Consider the following 24,262-nt stretch of genomic DNA (forward strand, 5'->3'; position numbering starts at 1 on the left):
AAAACTTCCGCCCCAAAAATTAGGACGAAAGTTCCGCGGTACCACCTAAAGTGCCTATAAATAGGCCACTCAATCAAATAACGCTTTGATGTGCGTTCGTCTCTACTAAAGATTCAAAACGAAAACAAATAGGTGTTATTCATTGATGAAAGTATTATTAAGCTCTCACTATCCTTAACTCGCTGATAAGATTCATCAACTACTCATCCGTATTTATAGTTCTATCATATTAACTATTTTTCACATTTAAATATTACCACTATTTTGACATTAATTACAATATAAAAGTAGGGCAAAGACAAAAAAGCGTATTGATTGCATTAGATATGTACATATTGGATAATGGTTTCATTAAATAACTTATTTTATGTAAGGGGAACGTAAAATGCCAAAAATGAATATTGACGTAATCAAGGGCCATGACCGCGATTACTTAAAGCAACTAATGGATATTTCTTACCATGTCATGCTAGACTGCTTTGGTGCTCCAGATGGGGATAGATACCAAATTCTAACTCAACATGAAGATTTTGAAATGAACATTCTAGATACCGGACTAGGTTTTGATCGTACTAACGACGTTGTTGTATTTAGTCTTACTACCAGACCAAGAACTAAGGAACAGAAGTTGAAGTTCTACCACGACTTGGCTGAACAATTAGAAGACAAGCTAGGCATCAAGAAGACCGACTTAATGATTAACTTGACTACCAATACCGATGAAGATTGGAGTTTTGGAAACGGAGTCGCTCAATTTATTGATGGTCCACTAAAATAAAAAAGTGCGGTTATTGAGCCGCACTTTTTATGTAGAGTTAGTTTGTAAGTTAAGATAACAAGCTGAGTTGAAAAGGTGTATCAAGTTATCAGCTTCAAGTCGATAATAGCACGATGTGGCGGCATCGTTAACTAAAAGTTTAGTAACAAAATTAATATATACCAGTAGAAGTATTAAACGAAATAAAATGAATTTAATCACTGGGTTAAAAGTAGCTAATATATTTTTTTAGAAACTAGTAAATACACCGATTAGACACGTTGTCTATCTTAAATGAAAATAAAAGAGTGAGGTTTATATATATGAAAGTGGTTAATATTGCCAGCGCAAAAAAATCGAATTCCTTGGTTGATGCACCGATGCCAGAACTAAAAGATGGGGATGTTTTGGTCAAAATCCATGCAGTCGGCGTTAACCATGTTGATTTGTTATGGGCGGATCAAAAGGTTAAACCAGAAGAAACTGTATTAGGATTGGAAATGGCTGGGGAAGTCGTTAACGGAAATGATACAAAGTATAATGAAGGAACCCGCGTAATGGGATTGATTGATGACGGCGGATATGCTGAATACATCGCTGTTCCGTCAGAACGATTAATGCCAATTCCAGACAACATTGATTACAAAAAAGCGGCCACCATTCCTGAAAGCTTTCTAACCGCCTATCAAACACTATTTACGATTGGGAACCTACAAGATAATCAAACTGTCTTAATTCATGCGGGAGCCAGTGGGGTAGGAACTGCCGCAATTCAATTGGTTAAACTACTTACCAAGGCTACCGTCATTACAACATCTAGTACCAAGAAGGCCGATATTTGTTTAGACTATGGTGCCGATTACGCAATTGATTATCGCAATAGTGACTTTGCAGAAGAGGTGCAAAGAATTACCGACGGGCATGGTGCCGACTTAATCTTAGACTTCATCGGTGCCAGTTATTATCAACAAAACATCAAATCAGTTGCAATGGACGGCCAAATCATTCTAATTGGTAACCTTGGTGGAAGTGAGATTAAAGACGTTAATATCATGGATATTATTGGTAAAAGAATCTCAATTACTGGAACATTATTGTCACCTAGAAGTAACGAATACAAGGCCAAACTAATCAGTGACTTCAGTAATGATGTCTATGACCTGTTAGCCGATGATAAGATCAAATTACATGTCAGCAACGAGTTTGATTTATCCGAATCAGAACAAGCTTTATCTTGTATGCGTGAGAAACAAAACACTGGTAAAATCATCTTAAATGTTAAATAGTAAGACGCCTAAATAGGCGTCTTTTGTTGTTTTTAAAAATGTCAAGATTAAAAATTTTACAATTTGTAACCAAATATTTAATAATTTGTAAAGAAATTGGGAAAAATTGTAACTTGTGTATAGTATTCTTGCAATATTTAGATTGTACAATAGAGGTAATCATAATTGTTAAAGGATGAGAGTATGTATAAACTAAAGTATTTATTGATGAGTTTTGGGGTCGCGTTGATTGGGGTACTATGTATTTCATTCACATCTGTGAAGAGTAATGCCGTATCTAACAACGTTTACGATTTATCTGAATGGCAAGGTAACTTCACCGATAATCAAGTGAAGACATTGAAGAACGAAGTGCCTTTCGTAATTCTTCGTGTTCAATTTGGTAGTGCCTACCATGATAAGACATTTGCCCACAACGTTGCTTTAATGAAGAAGTATGGTGTTCCATACGGTGTATATTCATTTAGTCAATACACCAGTCCTTCAGATGCAGCTAGCGAAGCAAAGACATTATACAGTCGTGCTCCAGAAGCTAGATTCTATGTTAACGATTATGAACAACAAACTGTTAAGTCAGGTGGAACTAATGCCGCTACCAAAGCATGGGTTGATGCCTTGAGACCACTAGTTGGTAATAGAAAGATTCTTTTCTATTCCTACCAAAGCTTCATGGCTTCTCATGCCGCCGATGCCGTTAGTTCATATGATGGTTACTGGTTAGCAGCTTACCAAACAAATGAACCACAAAGAGAACATGTTTTATGGCAATACACAGATCACTTCTATTCTCCAGCATTGAACCAATACGTTGATGCAAGCGTATTAACACAAAAGAATAGCTCTTGGTTTATTGATGCTACAAATAACAGCAACAATAACAATAACAAGCCAAGTAAGCCAAAATCTAATGTGACATACACTAAGGAAAACAAGACATTGACTGTGAAGACAGCCGTTAAGTATAACTTCTACAACCATGTTCCTGGAAACAACTACTTTAGTGAACTTCACAGAACTCACTATGGTCGTACATTCCATGGTAAGAATGTAACGGTAGATTTAAAGGCAACCGTAAATGGTCGCACTTACTACCGTGTATACGAAAATGGTAAGTTATTAGGTTGGATCAACCAAAATGGATTAGGTCCACACATTAGTTATTCTAAAGTTAACATGCACAAAAAAGTTAAACTAAATAGTAACTACAGATTCTACAACCATGTAACACAAAGTCATTTTGCTGATTTCAAGACAATGGGAACAGCAAGTGAATACGCAGGTAAGACAGTCCACATTACTGGTCGTGCAATTAAAGATGGTTGGAAGACTTATTACTACAAATGTTATTACGAAGGTAAGTTCATTGGTTGGATTTACCAACGTGGAATTTAATAAATTAAAAGACATCGCCTAAGCGCGATGTCTTTTTTTATTGGATACCATTTTTTAAATACATAATGAATTGTTTTCCCATTTGTTCGGGGGATTCGATGCATCCGTCTTTTAGCCAGTTGACTAGGAAACTATACGCCGCACCACTATAAAAGTAGAGCTTATAACGATCAATTGACTGGGCTGGCATGTCACCAGCGATATTCATGACACGTTCGTTAAATAATCCATAAATATAATCACCTAAACGATTTTCCAAAAGAAGGATCAAGTTATCCTTTTCCTGATATAACGAGGTGAATGCCTCGGTAATCAAATGAGGTTGGTCTAAAAATGATACTAAGTCGTTTGAAGAAATGGTAGTTATCTCCTCGGAATCACGGATGTTATCAAAATAAAAGTCGATAATTTCTTCTTTATTATAGAAGTTTCGGTAGTAGCTTGATCTTGATACACCGGACTCCTTGATTAAATCAGAGACGGAAATATCGGTGAACGCCTTTTTCTTTAATAGGCTGAAAAGACCGTTAACAATCTGTTTTTTAACGCGAATGTTCTCTTGTGTTCCATATCTCATTGTTATTGCTGCGACATTTTAGCGGATTTTGTTCCACTAAAAGGTCTTCTCCTTTCTGATAATTCTGCTAGAATAATCTTCGTTAACTGATACAAATTGTATCACATAGAGAGGAGAATGAAAAATGCAAGAAAAGAAATACAATCGTTCATTGATATTACTTGTATTGATGCTAGCTGCAATGGCTGGGGCATTAATGCAAACATCATTGGGGACGGCATTACCAACTCTAATGCACGCCTTCAATATTAATTTAAGTACAGCACAACAAGCTACCACTTGGTTCCTATTAGTTAATGGGGCAATGGTTCCGGTCAGCGCATTCTTGGCTAACCGTTTCTCAACTAAATGGTTACACGTAGTTGCATATGGATTATTACTAATTGGTATTTTAATCAGTATGTTGACTCCGGAACAAAGTAACTTATGGTGGATCTTCGTAGTCGGAAGAATTGTTGCTGCAGTCGCAGTTGGAATCATCTTACCATTAATGCAAATTGTGATTTTAAACATGTACAGTCCTAAAGAAAGAGCATTTGCAATGGGGATGATGGGATTAGTTGTTGGGATGGCTCCAGCATTTGGACCAACATTAACAGGTTGGATTCTAAACAAGAGCCACCACATTTTAGGATTCACACTAAGTAATGCATGGCAAAACATCTTCATCATTCCACTTATCTTTATTGCTTTGGCAACGGTATTAGCACCATTTTTACTAAAGGATGTTGTTGAAAATACTAAGCAAAAATTAGACATTACATCATTTATTCTTTCAGTTGCTGGATTTGGACTATTCATCTGGGGATTCACTAACGTAAGTTCACAAGGCTGGGGTGACTTCAAAGAAGTAATCCTACCAATTCTAATTGGAGTTTTATTCCTAGTAGTGTTTGTCGTAAAACAATTAAGAATGAAGGTTCCTTTCCTAGACGTTCGCGTATTTATGAACAAGGACTTCACTATTCCAACTATTTCATTGCTACTTGCTACTATGGCAATGTATGGAATTGAAATGGTACTACCAACTTACCTACAAAACGTAAGAGGATTAACTCCACTAGATTCTGGTTTAACATTACTATACGGTGCCTTATTCATGGGTATCATGTCACCAATTGCTGGTGCTTTATACAACAAGGTAGGAATTAAGCTACTAAGTATTGTTGGTTTCTTACTATTAATCTTAGGAACTCTACCATTTGTATTTATCAATGCTGAAACACCAACCATCATCATCACTGTACTATACGCAATTAGAATGATGGGAATCGCAACTGTAATGATGCCATTAACCACAGCTGCCATGGACTCATTACCAACTAAGAAGGGTGCTGATGGAACTGCCGCTAACAACACATTGAGACAAGTAAGTTCAAGTATCGTTGTTGCAATTCTAACTTCAGTAATTCAAAACATCGCTAACAACAATGCACCCGCAAAGAGTTTGGCACACACTGATCCACTAAGATATGCTGATAAAGCTTTAGATGCATCAATCTACGGATTCAGAGTAGTATTTATCATCAGTTTAGCATTCGCAGTTGTTGGACTATTATTCGTATTAATTAGTCGTAACAACAAGAAGGAGGTTACAAAATGATTTTATGGATAATTGGTCTATTCGTTATTTTGACTTTTGTATCATGGTTAGTAATTAGCAAGCCAGTATTAAAATGGATTTGTGGAATTATCTCAACATTAGTACTATTGGCTGCCATAATTGGTTTATCAATGAATATGAGTAATCATTATGGGATGAAAAAAGTCACAACTGTCACAACTACAGAGGTTCACTCAATTACCCCAGCAATTTCACCAGTCAAGGCTGTGGCCGTAAAGAAGATTGGTACTGATAACTATGTATTGGTATACAAAGACAAATCTACTGATGCAAAACCAAGCGCTCATTTTGTGCCAAACAAGAAAGACATTGTTGAAGCTGTTAAACAAAGATCAACATACCGCATGGTTTCTGGTCAAAAAGCATATGTAAAGACATCTAAGACCACTTGGAAGTACTCAAGTAAACTTATGAAGAATTTATTTGATGTTGGTAATGAAACAAAAGAAAACACCGTTTCAATTAAAAACGAAATGATTGTGCCAAATAATTGGCAAGTAATTAAGAAGTAATATAATTAGTGTATAAATAAAGGAGTGAATACAAATGAAGGATTACAAAATGCAATTTGAAGTGGACGGCAAGAAAATTTCTTTAGCAGAAATTGAAGAAATGGAAATGAAACGTTATCATCATGTCTTTGAAATCTTTGGTAAAAAAGGGATTTCAATCAAATTGGACGGTGTCGAAAAGACACAATCTGAATTGCTATCACTTAGTCTAGAGGATGCCAAGAGAGCATTGGCTCAAACAAGAGAAGAAATTTGTAAAGAAAAGACACTAGAACTATTCAGCGATGAAATTAAGTCAAGTGATCAAATGTGGAAAGAAATCAATGAAACTGCAGATTTCTCACAACCATACCAACAAGCAATTGTTGATGTTAAGACGGAAAACATTTCCCTTCCACAATTCATGATGTTTAACCAATTACTATCAAAGAAGAATGATTTGTACATGCCTTCAACGATTCACCCTGAACACTACTTCTTTGATGCTAATAACAAAGGTGAACAAAGAATTATTGAAACATTTGGTATGTACAAGGATCCATCATATTTAGATTTAAAACCAGCTGGAAGCAAGGATTACCCAATTCAACCAGATGAAGATACTGACATCGTTATGATGGGAAAAACTTATTTAGCTGATAATGGACTTGATACTACAATTTTAGGGATGCATCAATTAAAGGACAGAGGAAACAGAATGGAAGTTAAACTTGGCGTTTTCCTACCAGCATCTGCTCCTAAAGAAATTATTGATGGTCACAAATGGCATTTAATGGTCGAATTTAAAAATGGACTAGAAATCGCTGCTAAGAAAAAGCCTAATTTTCTTCAAAAAATCTTGTTTAAGATTGTTTTAAAGAAATTAAAATCAAATAAAAAATAATAGAAACGATAAGACTCTTGTATAATCAAAAACGGATACTTGTTATAAGTATCCGTTTTTGATTTACTTTGTTGGAATATCTGTATAAAAATAAGTGATTTTCTTTAGAAAAAATTTATCAATTTACACCTTTCTTAAACTAATTAAACATTATATAATCTTTAGTGTAATCTTAAGAAAAAATTAAGAATTTAAGAGAGGGGCATAATCATTTTATCACTTAAGCAAATTTTGAAGACAGTGATGATTGCAGGAATCGTTTCATCAGGTTTAATGATGGCAAATACGCAACACGCTAAAGCTGAGGCTAACGCATCAGATTCACAGGTTAGCTTGAAAAAAGATACCAGCTTATACGACTCACAAAAAATTAAAAAGATTAAAACTAAATCCGCTAAAAAATACTTCGGAAAAGAATCACTATACGAAAAGAAAAGTGCTAAGGTTAAGAAGACTACATATAAGTTAGTCCAAAGCAAGAGTAGTAAGAAATCAGGTTGGATGAAATCATCTGATTTATACGTTGTGAAAAGAAAGGTGACTACCAAGTCTACATATGAACTATCACCACGTATCAATGATTCTTCCGACTTAGATAGTCGACAACTAACTCAACTATCTGATAGTCAAATCAAATCTAGAATCAGAGCTAAGTTTGTTAACTTTGTCCAAAATCAAAGAAAAAAGACTGATAACGGTTCATGGGTTTCAAGTCGTGGATTAGACAAGGTTGCGCAAGAACGTGCCAACTACGTTGATCCAACCATGGGGGAAGCTTCACATTACACTACCAGAGATGGCAAACGTCATCGTCAAGAGGCTGCTATCTTAGATGGTCAAAGAATGAAGATTGTTAAGAACCAAAACGATATCTATGAATCAAATGGTTATGCCACTCTAGATAAGAACTACTACAACGTCTCAGATTACGTTAGGTACTTTAACGAAATGATTACTGATGATGGCGCTTCAGGTGATAGCCACAAGGCCCAACTACTAGGCAATGAATCAGATGGATTAAGATACTACGGAATTGGTTTAAGAGTGATTAGAACCGACATTACCGTTCAAGTAAACATTGTTATCCTATCAGCTGATACTAAATACAAATAAACAAAAAAGGAAGCCCGCTGGGGCTTCCTTTTTTATTTGCGTTTGATAACGCGAACTCGAATAACTTCGTTGATTGATTTTAAATCGTTTAATAATGGCTCAGTTGGTTCGTCACAAAAATCGACCATTGTATACGCCATTTCACCCTTAGCACCGTTACTCATTTGATTGATGTTAAAGTTGTTGTCGGCTGCTTTGGTGGCGATTTGACCAACCATGTTTGGAATGTTCTTATGAATCAAGGTAATGCGGTAAGGTGAGTGCATTGAAACGTTCATGTTTGGTAGGTTCAATGATTGTGATAGGTTACCGGTTTCTAGGTAACGTTGAATAATCTTAGCACCTCTGACAGCACCGTTTCCTTCAGCTTCGACGGTTGATCCACCGATGTGTGGAGTGATGACGACATCCTCGCGATTCATTAAGACGTCATCACCAAAGTCGGTAATGTATGAGGCAACTTTTCCTTCATCTAAAGCATCAACGACGGCCTGGTTATTCACGATGCCCAGACGCGCATAGTTTAGGATGCTTACGCCAGTCTTCATTTGATTGATTGCATCACCATCGATGAGGTCGGTAGTCTCGTCATTCTTAGGAACGTGGACGGTGACGATGTCGGCATCCTTAATTGCATCTTCTAGGGTGTTGGCACGAGTGATATCACTTTCAATGCGCCAAGCAGCGTCTGATGATAGGTAAGGGTCGTATCCGACAACATCCATGCCTAGGTCGTTAGCGGCGTTGGCTACTAGTGAACCGACGTGACCTAAACCAATCACGGCTAGGGTCTTATCTCTGATTTCTGTTCCTTTGAAACGTGGATCGATTTTCTTCATCTTTGAGATATCAGCATGTAAGTTGTTAGCTGAGAAGTTCGCTACGGGGAATAGATGACGAACAGAAGCAATAATCATTGATAGGACGACTTCCTTTACGGCATTGGCGTTACTTCCTGGAGTGTTGAAGGCGGCGATGCCTAGTTCTGATAGTCGATCGATTGGAAGGTTATTAAAACCAGCACCGGCTCTGACAATTACCTTTAGTTTTTCAGGGAAGTCAGCATCTAACATGTTGGCTGAGCGGATTAGGTATGCGTCTGGATTATCGCTTTGGTTAATCTGGTATTTATCACTGAATTTGTCTAAACCATCCTGTGAAATGGCATTAAAAGTTTTAACGTTATACATAATTATTACCCCCGAGTTTGTTCGAATTTAGTTAGGACATCAATTAGTTTTTCAACACCTTCAACAGGCATTGCGTTGTATAGACTGGCACGAAGTCCACCGATGCTTCTGTGACCCTTTAGACTAATTAGGTCGTGTTCGGCTGCGAAGTCGACGAATTGTGCATCTAGGTCATCGTCATTGGTAGTGAAGACGATGTTGGTGTATGAGCGTTCATCTTTTTTGACGTTGTTATGGAATAGGCTTGATTGATCAAGATAGTCATATAGCATGCTGCTCTTTTGAATATCGCGTTTTTCCATTTCGGCAATTCCGCCGTTGTCTAATAACCATTGAGTGGTTAGTTTGGCAGCGTAAATAGGGAAGACCGGTGGAGTGTTAAACATTGAGTTCTTCTTGGCATAGGCTTCGTAGTTAAGAATGGTTGGGATATGTTTGGCTGGATCAATTAGGTCATCTCTTACGATAACGATTGTTAGGCCAGCTGGAGCCAAGTTCTTTTGCGCACCCGCAAAGATAAGGCCAAAGTCGTTTACATCATATGATTCAGCCATGAAGTTGGAAGACATATCACCAACTAATGGGATGTCTTTGACATTTGGTAAATGATTGGGATGGTATGTAGAGCCTTCAATCGTGTTGTTGATGGTTACATGCAAGTAATCATAAAGATTCTCGTCAAAGTTATCGCTTGGATATGGAAGTTGTCCATCGTCTTTGATGATATCGATTCCGTATCCCAGTTGTTCTGCTTCTTGATAGGCCTTCTTATTCCAATGACCACTATCTAGAAAGGCAATCTTTTCTCTGTGGTTAGCTAAGTTCAACGGAACAGCAGCAAACTGACCGGTCCCACCACCTTGGCAGAATAGAATATGGTAGTTATCAGGAACATGCATTAGGTCCTTGATGTTTTGCTTAGCGTCATTTAATACATTTTCAAACAGGGTGCTGCGGTGTGAAATCTCCAAAATACTCATGCCACTATCGTTAAACGATGGCATCTCACGTTGAATCTGATCAATAACTGGTTTCGGCATTACTGCTGGACCAGCTGAAAAATTATATACAGTCACAATTCTCACTCCCAAAAATAGATTAAACGAAATAAAAAAGCCCCACAGAGACAGTTCTGTGGGGCCACTAGTTCAAGTGTATTGTCTTTTAGACCCCACAAAATGTTAACCATCTATGCAGGGCACAAGTTTCGTATAAATAGGCCTACATAAATGGATGTGTAGACCAGGAAGAGACAATTAAATTATTAATATTTGTATTTCTTAACATTTTAATTACCTCCTCCTTTAATTTAACCAAATTTTAACACTCATATAATAATTTGCAAACAAAAATGTTATAATAAATCAAAATATACGTGTTTCATTGAAAGGAGAGTTTTATTTTGACTGAGTTTTATTTTGTTCGCCACGGTAAAACATTCGCCAATCAACAGGGGTTAAAGCAGGGGACGATTAACTCTGAAATCACCTACTTATCCGATTTAGGGAAGCAACAAGCACAGCATTTACATGATCATTTTGACATTAGTTTTGCCGATAAAATCTATGTAAGTCCACTTCAAAGAACTCAAGATACTGCTAATTATTTAAATGCTGGAGTCGGTCTACCGATCGAAAAAGACGAACGATTGTTGGAAATTTCATATGGTAAGTGGGATGGTCAATCCAATGCCGAATTGATGAAGACCTATCCAGAAGTCTTCGATGAAGAACTAGAGGATGTACTACCTAGTTATGCACCGCTAGCCGATGGGGAAACCTTTGAACACGTCGAACAACGCGTCAGTGAGTTCATGGAAGAAGTCGCTGCGAAGTATCCAGATGGCAAGTTCATCTTGGTATCACATGGTTTTACTGTGAAGTCAGCCATGTTGGTGGCATTAAGACAACAAGATGATCCAATGTCTGTGATTGAACCTGACAACACTTCCGTGACAAAGATTAGATTGAAGAATCATCAATACTACGTGGATTACTTTAACCGCATGTATTAAAAAAAGAGCCATACTGGCCCTTTTTTAGTCGAACATCATTATCTGAATTGCTAGCACAATTGTTGATAGTGATATGATAAGTGTTTCTTTAAACGGAAAGTGACTACCTAGACCGATTATAAAGATTTCAATCAATAAGATGATAAACGATGCTGATAGCAGTTTCTTCTTACTGGCAGAAATGAAGGTAAAGATAACCTGGAATAGGTTAATAAAGATGATTAATACACCCAACAGAATAGTCTGTTGGTTAGTATTGTCACCAATAATTAGTGGTAATGCTATGTATGTAAATATGAATAGGTTGATAAATGATCCGATGAGTTGAAACCCACCTGTAACAACGTCTCTACGAATCGTTTTTCCCTTCCTTCTATCAATATCAGTTATCATAAAATTCTCGATAATGTTATCATTTAAATATTAAAAATAAGAAAGAATTTAAATATGAAAAATGCGGATTTATTACTAATCGAACCAAAGAAAGACGAATTTTCTAACTTAATTGCTAATTCAACATCTATTAAACATAACTATTCCCATGTTGCGCTAGTTTACGTAAACGATGAAGAAGCGTTTGTGATTCATGCGATTCCTAACCGTGGAGTCGTCAAACAAAGGATGAGTCAGTTTTTAGATGACCGAAACGATCAAAACATCGACTTGTATCGAGTGACTAAGGATATCGATAGAGACGAAGTGATTGGTCGTGCGAAAGCAATGCTTGGCAAACCTTATAACAATCTCTTTTTGAATCAACATGCTAGTTTTTACTGCTCACAATTGGTGACACATGCCTATGAAAAAGAAGGGGTATTTGAGCTAACGCCATTACGATTTGGACAAGGCAAGCAGATTGATGAAGAGTGGGTCAATTACTATCAAGAATACGAAATGACGGTACCAACTGATGAAATGGGCAGTAGTCCAAACTCATTGGTAGAGTCTAAGATGATTAAGTTAGTTGAACATGTCCAATAAAAAAAGAAGCCATCCTGGCTTCTTTTTTTATAGTTGTGGAAATTCTTGCATATCAAAGAGGTGGTGTTCACGAATAGTGGTGTAATCTTCGTTCATCCATGCTCATTCCATATGAGCAGCTTGGATTGCGGGAAAGTCTCTTAATAACTCTTCGTTTAGATTAGTCTTGATGTTGCAAGAACTCATTTAGATATTCTTGTGATAGTTGGTATATCTTAGCTGAACTGTATTTTTCGTGTGGTTCACTCCAGATACATAGGGCGGAGTCAATCTTTTGATTACCCTTGTAAATATCGGATGTATTATTGTCGTCCCAGACGCGTTCATTCCATTTGTCTAGAAGTTCCTTCCAATGAAAACGAGATGGTGCAGTGTACATCTTAGGGAAGTTAATTACATATAGATAGTAGAAGTTACAGTTAATTACCTTAAAACCATGATGGACCAATTGAGGAAGGGTGGCTCTTAATCTGATTAGTTCTTTTCTGTCGTCAGGATCACTTTGTTGGCCATTTTGACTCCAATAGAAGACGGTAATGTTTTTATGATACCTATTGATGGTTCGTTTATGAAAACTATCATTCCAGGCGGTTAGTTTATAACCCTTTCTATTTACAAATGAATCAATCGAGTTGATGTATTTAACGAAGTTATTTTCCTCAGTCTTGTTATCCAATGAGATTTCATCAGCGCCCATGCCAATATGATTGCCCTTAGGTAATAGTGGCAGGTATTCGGATAAGATTCTCTTAGAAAGCGTTAGGGTGCCTTTCTTGGAAAGTTTGAATTCATTATAGCCGTCTCGATATACCAGTTGTTTCTTCAAACGACGACCGGATTTGGTATAACTAAGTAGTTTTAGAATTCCTTTGTCGTGTCCAGGGAGATCGATTTCTGGAATTAACTCGATGTGTCTTTTTTGGGCATATTTAATCAGACTCTTTAGTTGAGCTTTACTTAGAAATGCCTTGTGAGTCTTACGATTGAAATAGATACCATTTTTGACCTTGGCCTTTTTCGTAGTTTGACCCAGATAGCTGTTTTCGACACCAAATCGTTCATTGTCGGTCAAATGTAGTAGCATGAATTCCGCATGATTTTTGGACAGGGTATCAATGTATTTACGGATTAATTTAGGTGAGTAAAACGATCGCGCACAATCCAATGTCATACCTTTATTACCCTGAATGCTGTTGGCTGATGATGTAATCCCAAACGAGAAAGCATTTGATAATACAACAACGGCGGTTAAACAAGCACTGATGATTTTCTTCACATTATCGCTTCCTTATACTTATATGAAAATAAGTATATCATAATGAAATTGAAATGGAGATTTATACAAAATTAAACACATTGTCTTTAAATTTTATAACGTTCTATAAACGTCTATAATTGCCGCTTTAATTACAATCTTCCTATGATACAATAAATCTATACACACAATATATTAAGGTGAATTGATATGGCCAATTATAGAACGCAAAGCGAATTAGATTTCGAAAAAGAAATTGTCCACCAATTAACGATTGGAAGTAATCAGTGGACAGAACGAAAAGATTTATACGAAGCTACACCCGATAAATTATGGGAAAACTTCAGAGAAAAACTTAATAGAAACAATATTGCAGTGTTAAAACATAAGGAACTAACTGATGAGGAGTTTAACCGTGTTAAAGCTCGCATCAGTAATGTAAAGAGTCCATACGATGCTGCTAAAATCCTAGATGCCGAAAATGGAATTGGTAAGATTGAGATTCCAAGAGACGACGCATCACTAGGGACTGTTACATTAAACATATTCTGGAAGGCAGATGTTGGCGGAGGACATTCAAGTTATGAAATCGTCCGCCAAGCCATCAGACCACGTTCAAATGACGATGATTCAGATCGTCGTTTTGATGTGACTTTATTAATCAATGGTCTTCCATTAATTCAAATTGAATTAAAGAAATCAACGGTTGAAATTAACCAAGCATTTAACCAAATCAAAAAGTACGCCGGCGAAAACAAATACACTGACATTTACTCATTACTACAAATGTTTGTCATCATGAGTCCTGACAGCTCAGCTTACTTTGCTAACGCTCGTCCTGATGAATTCAACAAGTCATTTGTCTTCAAGTGGCGTGACGAGGATAACAATCCTGTCGAAAATGGGATGGACTTTGCTAAGTCAGCATTGAATATTCCAATGGCTCATAAACTAGTCAGTGAATACAAAGCCATTGATGAAGAACGTAAGAAGTTATTATTACTTCGTCCATACCAAATCTACGCGATTGAAGCGGTGCTAAAACGTATTAAAGAACACGAGAATGGATACGTTTGGCACACCACCGGTTCTGGTAAGACATTAACATCATACAAGACCGCTAAATTGGCTGCTCAAATGCCTTCAGTTGATAGAGTTGTCTTCTTAGTTGACCGTAAGGCATTAGATGATCAAACGGTTGGTAACTTTAGAGCTTACGCATCAAACGATGATATGACCATCAATAAGACCGACAATACTTCGAAATTACGTCAGGCCTTATTAAAGGGTGGCAATAACATCATCATCTCATCGATTCAAAAGATGGCTAATTTAGTTAATGCGGAAGAACAAGCTCAAGACGAAGGAAGAAATACCAGAGTATCTCAATCTAAGTTATTAGATAAACGAATTTGTTTCTTCGTTGATGAAGCGCACCGTTCCCAATTCGGAAAGATGCGTCAAGATATCAGCAATGCATTCAAGAATGCCAATTGGTACGGATATACCGGAACCCCAATCTTCCATGAAAATAGAAAGAAGTTCCAAGGTGACCGTGGAGTTACCACCCAAGAACTATTCGGTAAAGAATGTCACCGCTATACCTTAGTTAACGCTCTAGAAGATCATGCAGTTCTTCCTTTTAACGTTGAACATGTGAACACCATTGCCAACGTTAATGAAATCGTTGAAGAAATCATGCAAAAAGAGACCGCTAAGGAACTAAAGAAAAAGGGCCAAGAACTAACCATCTCAGAAGAAAATGACATCAAAAATGAACTAAGCGAAATGTCTGATGTGGAAAAGGAATCATACCTTCCAAATGATATATACGAAAAAGATGAACATTTGGATCAAGTTGTTGATTATATCTTAACCACAGGTCCTAAGAAGATGAGTCTAGGTAAAGGTAATTACAATGGAATTTTGGCCACTAGTTCAATTCCAATGGCCATTCGTTATTACCAAAAATTCAAGGAACGTAAGAAATTACATCCAAATGATGTCGATAAAGATTGGCCTCGTGTTGCAATTACATACTCACTAGCTGAAAACGATGATGCGCACAAGGAAAATATGGATGGAATGGATGAAGCAATAGCCGACTACAACGCCATGTTTGATACCAACTTCCATAACAACAATGAAGAAATTAATCTTTATAACGAAGATGTTGCGAAGAGAACTGCTCGTCGTGAATCTTATTATGCCCATTTAAAACGTGATCAAGAAATCAACCTAGTAATTGTTGTGAACAGATTATTGACTGGTTTTGATGCACCACGTTTGAATACTTTATTTGTCGATAAGATGTTCGAATACGCGAACTTGATTCAAGCATATTCAAGAACCAACCGTTTGGAAAATAATGATTTAAAACGTGAAGGTCAAATCGTCACATTTAGAAAGCCAGCTATCTCTCAACAAAATGAAGAAGATGCTTACCGCTTATACGGTGGTGAAGGTTCATACGAAGAACTAATGCGTCCTAAGTACATGGATGCGGTGGCTAAGTTCAAGAGTGAAGTTGCTCATTTGAAACGCATCGCACCAAATGCTGATGCCGCCGATGATTTAAAGGGTAAGGAAGCAAAGGTTGATTTTGTAAAGACATTTAGACGTGTTAATACACAATTGAACTCATTAACAATGTATAACGACTTTACTTGGGATAATGCCGAAGAAGAATTCGGGATTAGTGAAGATGAAGTCCAACACTACATTGGTAAGTTCCAACGTATTAAGTCCGAAATCCAAGAAAATCAAGATGATGATGAAGACGACGAACTAAGTAATTTGGACTTTTCACTTTCAATTGGATCAACCGTCTTAGTAGATTATGACTACATCACAGGTCTATTAAAAGAGTTGGTTGATATCCGTAACAGTTATGATACTGATGAAGAATATCAAGAAAACATGACTGATTACCTTCAAAAAGAAGCTGAAATTCAAGAACAGATTAATAAGTACGAAAAGTCTGGTCACGAAAAGCAAGCTGCATTGTTACGTGAAATCTTATCCTACTTGGATGAACACGTGGTTGAACCAGATAAGTTTGATGATTTTGTTCAACAATATAAGACTAATAAACTAAATGGTTTGGTAAATGAATTCGCTGACAAGTGGGGATTATATCCAGAAGAACTAAAACGGGTCGCAACAGAACGCCATCGAAACATTGAAGAAGGTTCTCACCTACAAAATCTCATCGACCATGGTGACTTAGACCACGCCGCTGTACAACAAGGCGATGATAATCTTAAGATACCAATTATTTATAACGCTAAAGCAAATCAAAGTATCAATTCATTTATTGATAAAGATATTGATGCATACCTATAAGGAGAATGAACATGCCTGAAGAAAAAACACAAAGCCTAGAAAGCGCTCTTTGGAGTGCCGCTGATGCATTACGAGGTAACATGGATGCCTCTGACTACAAGAACTATTTATTAGGATTAATTTTCTATCGTTTCCTATCAGTAAAAGCACTAAAGGCCTTTGCTGAAAGCAACCGTATGGATGAAAATAACCATGCAGAATTAAAGAAACAATACACACAATTCTTGGATCCAAATAACATGATTGGTGACATTAAGACTAGAGAAGCCACTATGTCATCACTATTGAACAAGAATGGATACCACATTGAACCAGAAAACCTATACAGTTCACTAATAGATAACATTAATGATGGTAGCTTTGAAATTGAACAATTAGAAACCGCTTTGCATGAACTAGAATTATCAACCAATAACCAAAGTTCACACAACGATTTCGACGGTTTATTCCAAGATGTTGATTTACACAGTAACAAGCTTGGTGGAACTATTCGTCAAAGAAACCACGCCATTAGTGAAACCATGTTGGCATTAAACAGCATTGATTTATTCGGTCACAATGGGGATGTATTGGGGGATGCATACGAATACCTAATCGCCCAATTCGCCAGTGATGCTGGTAAGAAGGCCGGAGAATTCTATACTCCACGCCAAGTATCTGACATCATCTCACAAATTGTGACTTACAAACGTAATGGTGGGGATGACCAAATCAGAACTATTTATGATCCAGCCGTTGGTTCAGGTTCATTACTATTGAACGTGGCCCAACACGTGGATAGACCAGAACTAATCAAGTACCACGGTCAAGAACTAAACACCACTACTTACAACTTGGCTCGTATGAACTTAATGCTTCACGGTGTCTCATACGAAGACATGGAACTACGTAATGGTGATACCTTGGACAAGGATTGGCCTGTTGAAGAACCATACCAATTCGACGCCGTTGTAATGAATCCACCATACTCAGCTAAGTGGGATAACGATGACTCACGTCTAGCTGATCCAAGATTCAGAGATTATGGAGCACTTCCTCCAAAGTCTAAGGCTGATTTTGCATTCTTATTACACGGCTTATACCACTTGAAGGAAAACGGTACGATGGGAATTGTGCTTCCTCACGGTGTCCTATTTAGAGGTGCTAAGGAAGGTAAGATTCGTGAAAAGCTGATTGAAGATAACAGAATCGATGCAGTAATCGGTCTACCAGCCAACATCTTCCATTCAACAAGTATTCCTACTCTAGTATTGGTGTTGAAGAAGAATAAGGATAACTCAGACGTTCTATTCATCGATGCTTCTAGAGAATTCGAAAAGGGTAAGAACCAAAATAATATCACCGAAGAAAATATCGAAAAAATCATCGATACCTACAAAAACAGAAAAGACGTCGACAAGTATGCCCACGTCGCAAGTTACGATGAAATTAAAGAAAATGATTTCAATCTAAACATTCCTCGTTATGTTGATACATTCGAACCAGAACCAGATATTGATATTAACGAAGTAAAACAAAACATCGCAGATCTTGATGCTGAAATCGCAAAGGTTCAAAAAGAATTCGATGAAATGGCAGCCGATTTAGTTGAAACGGATGTGGATAAGAATGACAAAGACTAATGTGCCTAGACTTAGATTTAGAGGATTTAGTGGTGAATGGAAGAATGATATTTTAGAAAATAATGTTAACTTTGTTCAGGGAAATGATGGAACTGATAAAGGTCTCCCCGTTTTAACAATTTCTGCAGGAAAAGGGTGGATGAATCAAAAAGATAGATTCGGAACTGTATTAGCAGGTAATGAGTTAAAAAATTATACTTTACTAAAAAAGGGTCAATTGTCTTATAACCATGGAAATTCTAAACTTGCTGAATATGGTGCAGTCTTCTGCTTAAGGAATTATGACAAAGCACTTGTACCAAGGGTATACCATAGTTTTGAATTGAAAAATGGTGACTCAAATTTTATTGAAAAATTGTTCGAATCCAAAATCCCTGATAGGCAACTTAGGAAATTGATTACTTCTGGTGCTAGAATGGATGGACTATTGAATATTAATAAGAAGGCATTTGGCAGCATATCGTTAAACTTTCCTTCCCAATATGAACAACAAAAGATTGGTTCATTCTTTACAAGGATGGATAAAATTATCGAACTTCAAATACAAAAGCTAGAACAATTAAAGAAACTAAAACATGGATATCTACAAAAGATGTTCCCACAAGATGGAGAATCAATACCTAGGTTGAGATTTAGTGGATTTAGTGGGGGATGGAAAAAGAAAAACATTTCTGAAATCACGACACGTTTAGATAATAAGCGTGTTCCTGTTAAAGAACAGGATAGGGTTTCTGGGAATGTTCCATATTACGGTGCTAATGGAATACAAGGATATGTTGAAAGTTTCACTCATACTGGTAATAATATTCTAATTGCTGAAGATGGAGCTAGTGATGTAAATAACTATCCAGTGATATTTACAAAAGGTAATATATGGGTAAATAACCATGCTCATGTATTGCAAAGTAAAGATAATAAATCAGATTCTAGTTTTATGTCATATGCTCTAAAACTTATTAGATATGAAAAATACTTAACGGGTAATGGTAGATATAAACTAAATGCTGATGTATTGATGAAAATAAATCTTTTAGTACCAAGTATAGGAGAGCAACAAAAAATCAGTAAATTTTTCTCTAAGTTAGATCAGTTTATAAATAATCAATCAAAAAAAATAGACTCCTTAAAACAACAAAAGAAAGCGTATCTACAAAAGATGTTCATATAAATTAAAAAGTCACAAAAGATATTTATTAAATATTTTTTGTGACTTTTTGAGTAAAAGAATGAATATATTTTCAGATGTATATATCATGATTCTATATGATAAAATATAGATTAGTTAATGATTACGGAGAAAAGAGCTTTTTATGTTGAAAGAAAATAATGTACCTAAACTAAGATTTAAAGACTTCGAAGATGAATGGAAATATAATTTAGCTAAAGATTTATGTGAGTTCAGTAAAGGAAAAGGTTTTTCAAAAAATGATTTGGTAAAGGATGGCAAACCTATTTTACTTTATGGAAGTATGTACACCAATTTTAAAAATACTTTGTCTAGTGTAAAAACATTTGTTAATAACATAAAGATTGAAGCTTGTTATAGTAAGAGAGGAGACGTTGTAGTTCCATCATCAGGTGAAACTAGAGACGACATTGCTAGGGCAACAAATATTGATGCTAATAATATTATATTAGGTGGAGACCTAAATATATTACATCCAAATAATGAGTTGAATAGTTCATTTTTATCTTTATCCATTACATATGGTAAAGGCCATAAGAGGTTATCTAGATTAGCACAAGGTAATTCAGTAGTGCATCTATATAATTCTGATTTAAGAACATTAGTGATTGTTTATCCAAGCGTTTATGAACAACAAAAAATTGGTTCATTTTTTGAAAAGATAGATAAGATTATTGAACTTCAAACTAAAAAGTTAGAACAACTAAAGAAACTAAAACAAGGATATCTACAAAAGATGTTCCCAGAAGATGGAAAATTATTGCCTAGATTGAGATTTAGTGGGTTTAGTGAAGAGTGGAAGGAAGATAAATTAGGTAATGTATATAATATAAATACTGGTAGAAGTGTATACAATAGCTCTAATCATGGAAAATATCCCATTGCTGGATCAACCGGAGTTATAGGATATGATAATGAGTTTGATTATGATGGTAATTTCTTGTTGGTAGCACGTGTTGGCGATGCTGGTTCAACTTATTGCAATTCCGGAAAAATGAAAATAACAGATAATACTATTTTTATTGAGGCAGAATACGAGAACTTTCTGTCTGGCGTTTTAAAAAATAAGAATATAAAGAAATTTTCTGTAGGATCAGGTAGAAAGTTGATAAAGAGTAGTGATTTGAAGAAAATAAACGTTGTTTTACCAGAAAAAAGAGAACAATTAAAAATAGATATTTTTCTAATTGAACTTAATAGTATGATAGATGTTCAAGATGAAAAAATATCTAATTTAAAACAACAAAAAAAGGCTTACTTACAAAAGATGTTCATATAAATAAAAAGGTCATAATAGATACTTAATTGTATCTGCTATGACCTTTTTTCTATTTAACGACGTCTTTATCAGTTTTGTACATAAATACTGGGAATCCGACTAGACCTAATAAAAATAGAATTAACATTAGGAATGCAGATTCATCGAAATAAATTAAGCTACTAAGAATCACAAGAACAATACCAATTATAAAACCAGTTAATACTCTTAAGATATAGGTGGATGGTTTGTTACTTGGAATATTTTTTACATTTGATGTTTGTGTATAATTGTTTGAATCTATCATAATTAACCCCTTATTTTTATACTAACTATATAATTTTATCAAACTTATATTTCCTTATCAATATTCTTATAAGATTGATATGATAAGGATTGTGCCATCAAGTTCTTAATAATATCTCATGGATAACTCGTCAAATTATACTGTTTCATATGCTAAAATGTTGTTCGAAAAAAATATGAGGGGTTTTAATTAATGTCAAATTTGAATTTGTTACTTATTTTCCTATCCTGGGGAATGAATTCATATATTTTATACCAATATATAAAGAAAAGGGTTAATAAGATAAATGCATTGGATAGTCATTTATATTCATTGATGTCTTGTGCATTAATCTTATTCTTACTTAAGGAATTATTCTTTTTCCTAAAAATCCATTCACTAATCAATGTAATCATGTTAATCGTACTTGATATTGCATTGATTGGACTAATGGGTACATTTTTTGTTAACAGACTACGCATCAATACTAAAGAAGTGTTTGGTATTGCACATCCCAAACGTTATTTTGGATGTGCAGCTTTGGCTTTCTTTTTTATTTTTATGCTTACTGTAACAACGCTTCCAGATACATTTAGTAATGCGGATAGCAATGATACAACTACACATCATCAAAAAAAGAGTAGTGATTTAAGCAGTCATAAGAAAAAAGAAAATACTTTTAAAGTCTACAAGGTAAATATTAAAAGTATTAGCGAGAATGGTTCTCATGATTACTTAAAGGTATCAGGAACAACTAAAGCACCAAATAGTTCTAAGATCTTTGTTTCAACTGACAATAAAACTAATCCTGATACTACTACAGATGCATTTAATAATTCTGATGAAGACGGTTTGGCAACTGTAAAAAATAATAAGTTTGATGCATACGTAAGCATAAACTACATTAGTTCTGATACTGATTACAAAGTAGGTTCACAATTAAGATTTTTAATTTCTTCATTTGATGGAATTAAACATGATGCTTCCGACGACTTTACTGACGATCAGTTATCTAAATTAGTTGATGCAAGTACAATAGGAACATATAAAATTACTAAAGCAATTCATAAACAATTTAAGCCAGAAAATGAAGATACTGATAGTAAAGATAAAAAATCTGATACTAATAAAACAAATAGCAGTGTTGATGATAGTAATAGTTACGACGATGACTCTAATTAAAACCTTACATTAGGTCAACAAAATGCAGCTGATGATGCTGATGAAATGTCATTGGGTGGTCAATTGTCAAAAGCACAAGTGTATAAAAAATTAACTTCTGTAGAAGGTGGAAATTACTCACCAAGTGATGCACAATATGGTGTTGATCAAGTTCAAGAAATCGTTTGGAAACAAAATGCTTTAGCTAAAGCAATAAAATATTATCAAGAATATGGTTATTCTGACGAAGAAATAATTGCTACTTTGACATCAAGTGATGGTGGAAGATTTACAATGGAAGAAGCAGAGTACGCTGCTGAAAATAAATACTAGATTAAAGTTTTAATAAAATAAAAACACGAAAGAATAATATTCTTTCGTGTTTTTTGTTTAATTTAGAATGTCAGTAGGATTTTTAACGTTCTGACCGTTTATTTTATCAAATGTCAATTTGTTATTCTTAGTATCAATAAATGAGGAATCTTTATTTACTTGAACAGGTTCTAACTTTAAATATTCATTTTTAGGGTTACTTGTAGCAATGACAATTGGGTTAGGATTAACGACAATTGAAGTCTTATGTGGCAAAATCTTTGAATTAGTCCATTCATCGCCTGCAGAGTTTAGTTTATTGTAGTTATTAGAATTTTTTTCGTCATTTGATTTATAGACTGATCCCAAAACAATGGGTTGATCAAGTGAATCGTATTTTCCATCATGCAAAGCATATGGATTTAGTTGAGTGTCGTTGGAAATTTGAGAGGCAGAAAGTTCTTTGTTAGTCTTGTTAGTTACTTTAAAACTGGTAAGGATAACATCATATTGCACTTTATTATTATCATCGTAGCTTGGCCCTGCATATGCCTTGTAAAGAGAGAGTGTCCCTTTATCAGTTGTGATAATAGATTTATTATGGATGTTTTTGAAACTTGAAGTTACATTTGAACTAGATGAATTGGAACTACCACTCTGTTTAGTTGCTTTTTCATTTCCACAAGCTGCCAAAGTAAATGCGCTAACTACAACTAATCCTAAACTAAATAATTTTTTCATTATAAAACACTCCTTATTTATGTATTCAAATAATATGTTATCACTTTGAAAAATAATTAAAAGAAAATAACGAAAGTAAGAGATCATTGATTTCTTACATCATTGATACATACAGTATTAATTAATAAAGAGTTGATGTTTATTTACGTATTTTTTTCCATGGCTTTGTAAACACTATTAAAATAACTTTAATCCACATTGTGTTTTTTTAAAATCTTCACAAAAGATAGTTTGAGAGATATTAATAATGAATGCTGTAAGTTGTAAAAACTAAAGGGTATGAAAAAAGCCGTTGTAACAATGATTTTCATCATTAATTACAACAGCTTTTTTCTAAACAATGGAGGCGGCGGGAGTCGAACCCGCGTCCGAGCATATCGCCATTCGAATATCTACGCTCATAGGGATACTATTTGAAGTTTCACTGACCAAAGCACCGTATTCCGGGGTTAACATGATCAGCTAACCTGATTAATCTCTTTTACTTAACTTCAGGTGTGAGCAAGTAACGTAAGCCTATCAATTATAAAACCCAAGTTAGCCACTAGGCAAAGCTAGTTGGATTGTCGTAGACTGCTTATTAGGCAGCTAAAGCGACGTTGTTTGAATTATTGTTTGCAGTTATAATTTAAAAACTGGACGGTTGAGCAGACGCCGCTGCGAACGCAATCCGAATTCGAACTATACCCGTCGAATCCATAACGCCCCCAAAAGGTACATATCAATGTTACCATATTTATAAGGACAGTGAAACGATATTATCATAT

General features: G+C 35.4%; 21 protein-coding genes, 1 other RNA gene, 1 pseudogene and 1 other annotated feature. Of the genes and pseudogenes, 15 read left to right on the forward strand and 8 right to left on the reverse strand.

Translation table 11 applies throughout. The features are described from left to right. Positions 1–17: 17 nt before the first annotated feature. Positions 18–226: a binding site (T-box leader), on the reverse strand. A 159-nt stretch (positions 227–385) separates the two neighbouring features. The 3 genes from RZ78_RS02300 to RZ78_RS02310 all read left to right on the forward strand — a co-directional run bounded on the left by RZ78_RS02300 (position 386) and on the right by RZ78_RS02310 (position 3,435). Then, positions 386–778, forward strand: coding sequence for a tautomerase family protein (locus RZ78_RS02300; protein ID WP_054604646.1), 393 nt, complete (start codon positions 386–388; stop codon positions 776–778). 302 nt (positions 779–1,080) lie between these two features. Continuing rightward, positions 1,081–2,043 (forward strand): NAD(P)H-quinone oxidoreductase, encoded by a 963-nt coding sequence (locus RZ78_RS02305; RefSeq protein WP_054608001.1) that lies wholly within the window; start codon positions 1,081–1,083, stop codon positions 2,041–2,043. Between the two features lie 183 nt (positions 2,044–2,226). Continuing rightward, positions 2,227–3,435, forward strand: coding sequence for a GH25 family lysozyme (locus RZ78_RS02310; protein WP_054608002.1), 1,209 nt, complete (start codon positions 2,227–2,229; stop codon positions 3,433–3,435). A 37-nt stretch (positions 3,436–3,472) separates the two neighbouring features. Here the strand turns inward: RZ78_RS02310 and RZ78_RS02315 are convergent, their stop codons facing one another. Then, positions 3,473–4,012, reverse strand: coding sequence for a TetR/AcrR family transcriptional regulator (locus RZ78_RS02315; protein WP_054608003.1), 540 nt, complete (start codon positions 4,010–4,012; stop codon positions 3,473–3,475). A gap of 124 nt (positions 4,013–4,136) precedes the next feature. Between RZ78_RS02315 and RZ78_RS02320 the strand changes: the two genes are divergently transcribed. The 4 genes from RZ78_RS02320 to RZ78_RS02335 all read left to right on the forward strand — a co-directional run bounded on the left by RZ78_RS02320 (position 4,137) and on the right by RZ78_RS02335 (position 8,144). Continuing rightward, entirely contained in the window at positions 4,137–5,615 is a 1,479-nt protein-coding gene (locus RZ78_RS02320) for an MDR family MFS transporter (RefSeq protein WP_054608004.1), read from the forward strand. Then, positions 5,612–6,148 (forward strand): DUF4811 domain-containing protein, encoded by a 537-nt coding sequence (locus RZ78_RS02325; RefSeq protein WP_054608005.1) that lies wholly within the window; start codon positions 5,612–5,614, stop codon positions 6,146–6,148. The genes RZ78_RS02320 and RZ78_RS02325 overlap by 4 nt, the downstream gene beginning before the upstream one ends. Before the next feature lie 34 nt (positions 6,149–6,182). Continuing rightward, positions 6,183–7,031: a hypothetical protein gene (locus tag RZ78_RS02330; RefSeq protein WP_054608006.1), complete on the forward strand. Its 849-nt coding sequence runs from the start codon at positions 6,183–6,185 to the stop codon at positions 7,029–7,031. 240 nt (positions 7,032–7,271) lie between these two features. Next, complete coding sequence (locus RZ78_RS02335) at positions 7,272–8,144, forward strand: hypothetical protein (protein ID WP_191978828.1); 873 nt, start codon at positions 7,272–7,274, stop codon at positions 8,142–8,144. Between the two features lie 32 nt (positions 8,145–8,176). On the opposite strand, the gene RZ78_RS02340 is transcribed toward RZ78_RS02335, so the two are convergent. Both RZ78_RS02340 and serC read right to left on the reverse strand, forming a co-directional pair. Next, positions 8,177–9,334, reverse strand: coding sequence for a phosphoglycerate dehydrogenase (locus RZ78_RS02340; RefSeq protein WP_054608008.1), 1,158 nt, complete (start codon positions 9,332–9,334; stop codon positions 8,177–8,179). A gap of 5 nt (positions 9,335–9,339) precedes the next feature. Then, positions 9,340–10,410, reverse strand: a complete 1,071-nt coding sequence (serC, locus tag RZ78_RS02345) for a 3-phosphoserine/phosphohydroxythreonine transaminase (protein ID WP_054608009.1) — start codon at positions 10,408–10,410, stop codon at positions 9,340–9,342. Positions 10,411–10,736: 326 nt separating this feature from the next. On the opposite strand from serC, the gene RZ78_RS02350 reads away from it, so the two are divergent. Continuing rightward, positions 10,737–11,348 (forward strand): histidine phosphatase family protein, encoded by a 612-nt coding sequence (locus RZ78_RS02350; protein WP_054608010.1) that lies wholly within the window; start codon positions 10,737–10,739, stop codon positions 11,346–11,348. Between the two features lie 24 nt (positions 11,349–11,372). Here RZ78_RS02350 and RZ78_RS02355 read toward each other — a convergent pair whose 3' ends face one another. Then, positions 11,373–11,741, reverse strand: coding sequence for a hypothetical protein (locus RZ78_RS02355; RefSeq protein WP_054483089.1), 369 nt, complete (start codon positions 11,739–11,741; stop codon positions 11,373–11,375). A 54-nt stretch (positions 11,742–11,795) separates the two neighbouring features. Between RZ78_RS02355 and RZ78_RS02360 the strand changes: the two genes are divergently transcribed. Beyond that, positions 11,796–12,329 (forward strand): YiiX/YebB-like N1pC/P60 family cysteine hydrolase, encoded by a 534-nt coding sequence (locus RZ78_RS02360; protein WP_054608011.1) that lies wholly within the window; start codon positions 11,796–11,798, stop codon positions 12,327–12,329. A gap of 160 nt (positions 12,330–12,489) precedes the next feature. Here RZ78_RS02360 and RZ78_RS02365 read toward each other — a convergent pair whose 3' ends face one another. Further along, entirely contained in the window at positions 12,490–13,605 is a 1,116-nt protein-coding gene (locus RZ78_RS02365; RefSeq protein WP_054608012.1) for a family 20 glycosylhydrolase, read from the reverse strand. A 189-nt stretch (positions 13,606–13,794) separates the two neighbouring features. Between RZ78_RS02365 and RZ78_RS02370 the strand changes: the two genes are divergently transcribed. From RZ78_RS02370 to RZ78_RS02385, 4 genes are all read left to right on the forward strand, one after another. Beyond that, entirely contained in the window at positions 13,795–16,929 is a 3,135-nt protein-coding gene (locus RZ78_RS02370; RefSeq protein WP_054608013.1) for a type I restriction endonuclease subunit R, read from the forward strand. Between the two features lie 11 nt (positions 16,930–16,940). Then, positions 16,941–18,551, forward strand: coding sequence for a type I restriction-modification system subunit M (locus RZ78_RS02375; RefSeq protein WP_054608014.1), 1,611 nt, complete (start codon positions 16,941–16,943; stop codon positions 18,549–18,551). Continuing rightward, positions 18,538–19,719: a restriction endonuclease subunit S gene (locus RZ78_RS02380; RefSeq protein ID WP_054608015.1), complete on the forward strand. Its 1,182-nt coding sequence runs from the start codon at positions 18,538–18,540 to the stop codon at positions 19,717–19,719. The genes RZ78_RS02375 and RZ78_RS02380 overlap by 14 nt, the downstream gene beginning before the upstream one ends. 142 nt (positions 19,720–19,861) lie before the next feature. Then, positions 19,862–21,016, forward strand: a complete 1,155-nt coding sequence (locus RZ78_RS02385; protein WP_054608016.1) for a restriction endonuclease subunit S — start codon at positions 19,862–19,864, stop codon at positions 21,014–21,016. Between the two features lie 49 nt (positions 21,017–21,065). Here the strand turns inward: RZ78_RS02385 and RZ78_RS02390 are convergent, their stop codons facing one another. Next, positions 21,066–21,302: a hypothetical protein gene (locus tag RZ78_RS02390; RefSeq protein ID WP_054608017.1), complete on the reverse strand. Its 237-nt coding sequence runs from the start codon at positions 21,300–21,302 to the stop codon at positions 21,066–21,068. A 540-nt stretch (positions 21,303–21,842) separates the two neighbouring features. On the opposite strand from RZ78_RS02390, the gene RZ78_RS07500 reads away from it, so the two are divergent. Both RZ78_RS07500 and RZ78_RS07595 read left to right on the forward strand, forming a co-directional pair. Next, positions 21,843–22,463, forward strand: coding sequence for a hypothetical protein (locus RZ78_RS07500; RefSeq protein ID WP_155451838.1), 621 nt, complete (start codon positions 21,843–21,845; stop codon positions 22,461–22,463). Positions 22,464–22,490: 27 nt separating this feature from the next. Then, a pseudogene (locus RZ78_RS07595) lies at positions 22,491–22,775 on the forward strand (Ltp family lipoprotein); the annotation flags it as partial. Between the two features lie 57 nt (positions 22,776–22,832). Here the strand turns inward: RZ78_RS07595 and RZ78_RS02405 are convergent. Both RZ78_RS02405 and ssrA read right to left on the reverse strand, forming a co-directional pair. Next, positions 22,833–23,495 (reverse strand): lipoprotein, encoded by a 663-nt coding sequence (locus RZ78_RS02405; protein ID WP_054608020.1) that lies wholly within the window; start codon positions 23,493–23,495, stop codon positions 22,833–22,835. Between the two features lie 338 nt (positions 23,496–23,833). Beyond that, positions 23,834–24,204: a transfer-messenger RNA gene (ssrA, locus tag RZ78_RS07420) on the reverse strand. Positions 24,205–24,262: the final 58 nt, after the last annotated feature.

The organism is Apilactobacillus kunkeei, from assembly GCF_001308195.1.
Classification (GTDB): Bacteria; Bacillota; Bacilli; order Lactobacillales; family Lactobacillaceae; genus Apilactobacillus; species Apilactobacillus kunkeei_C.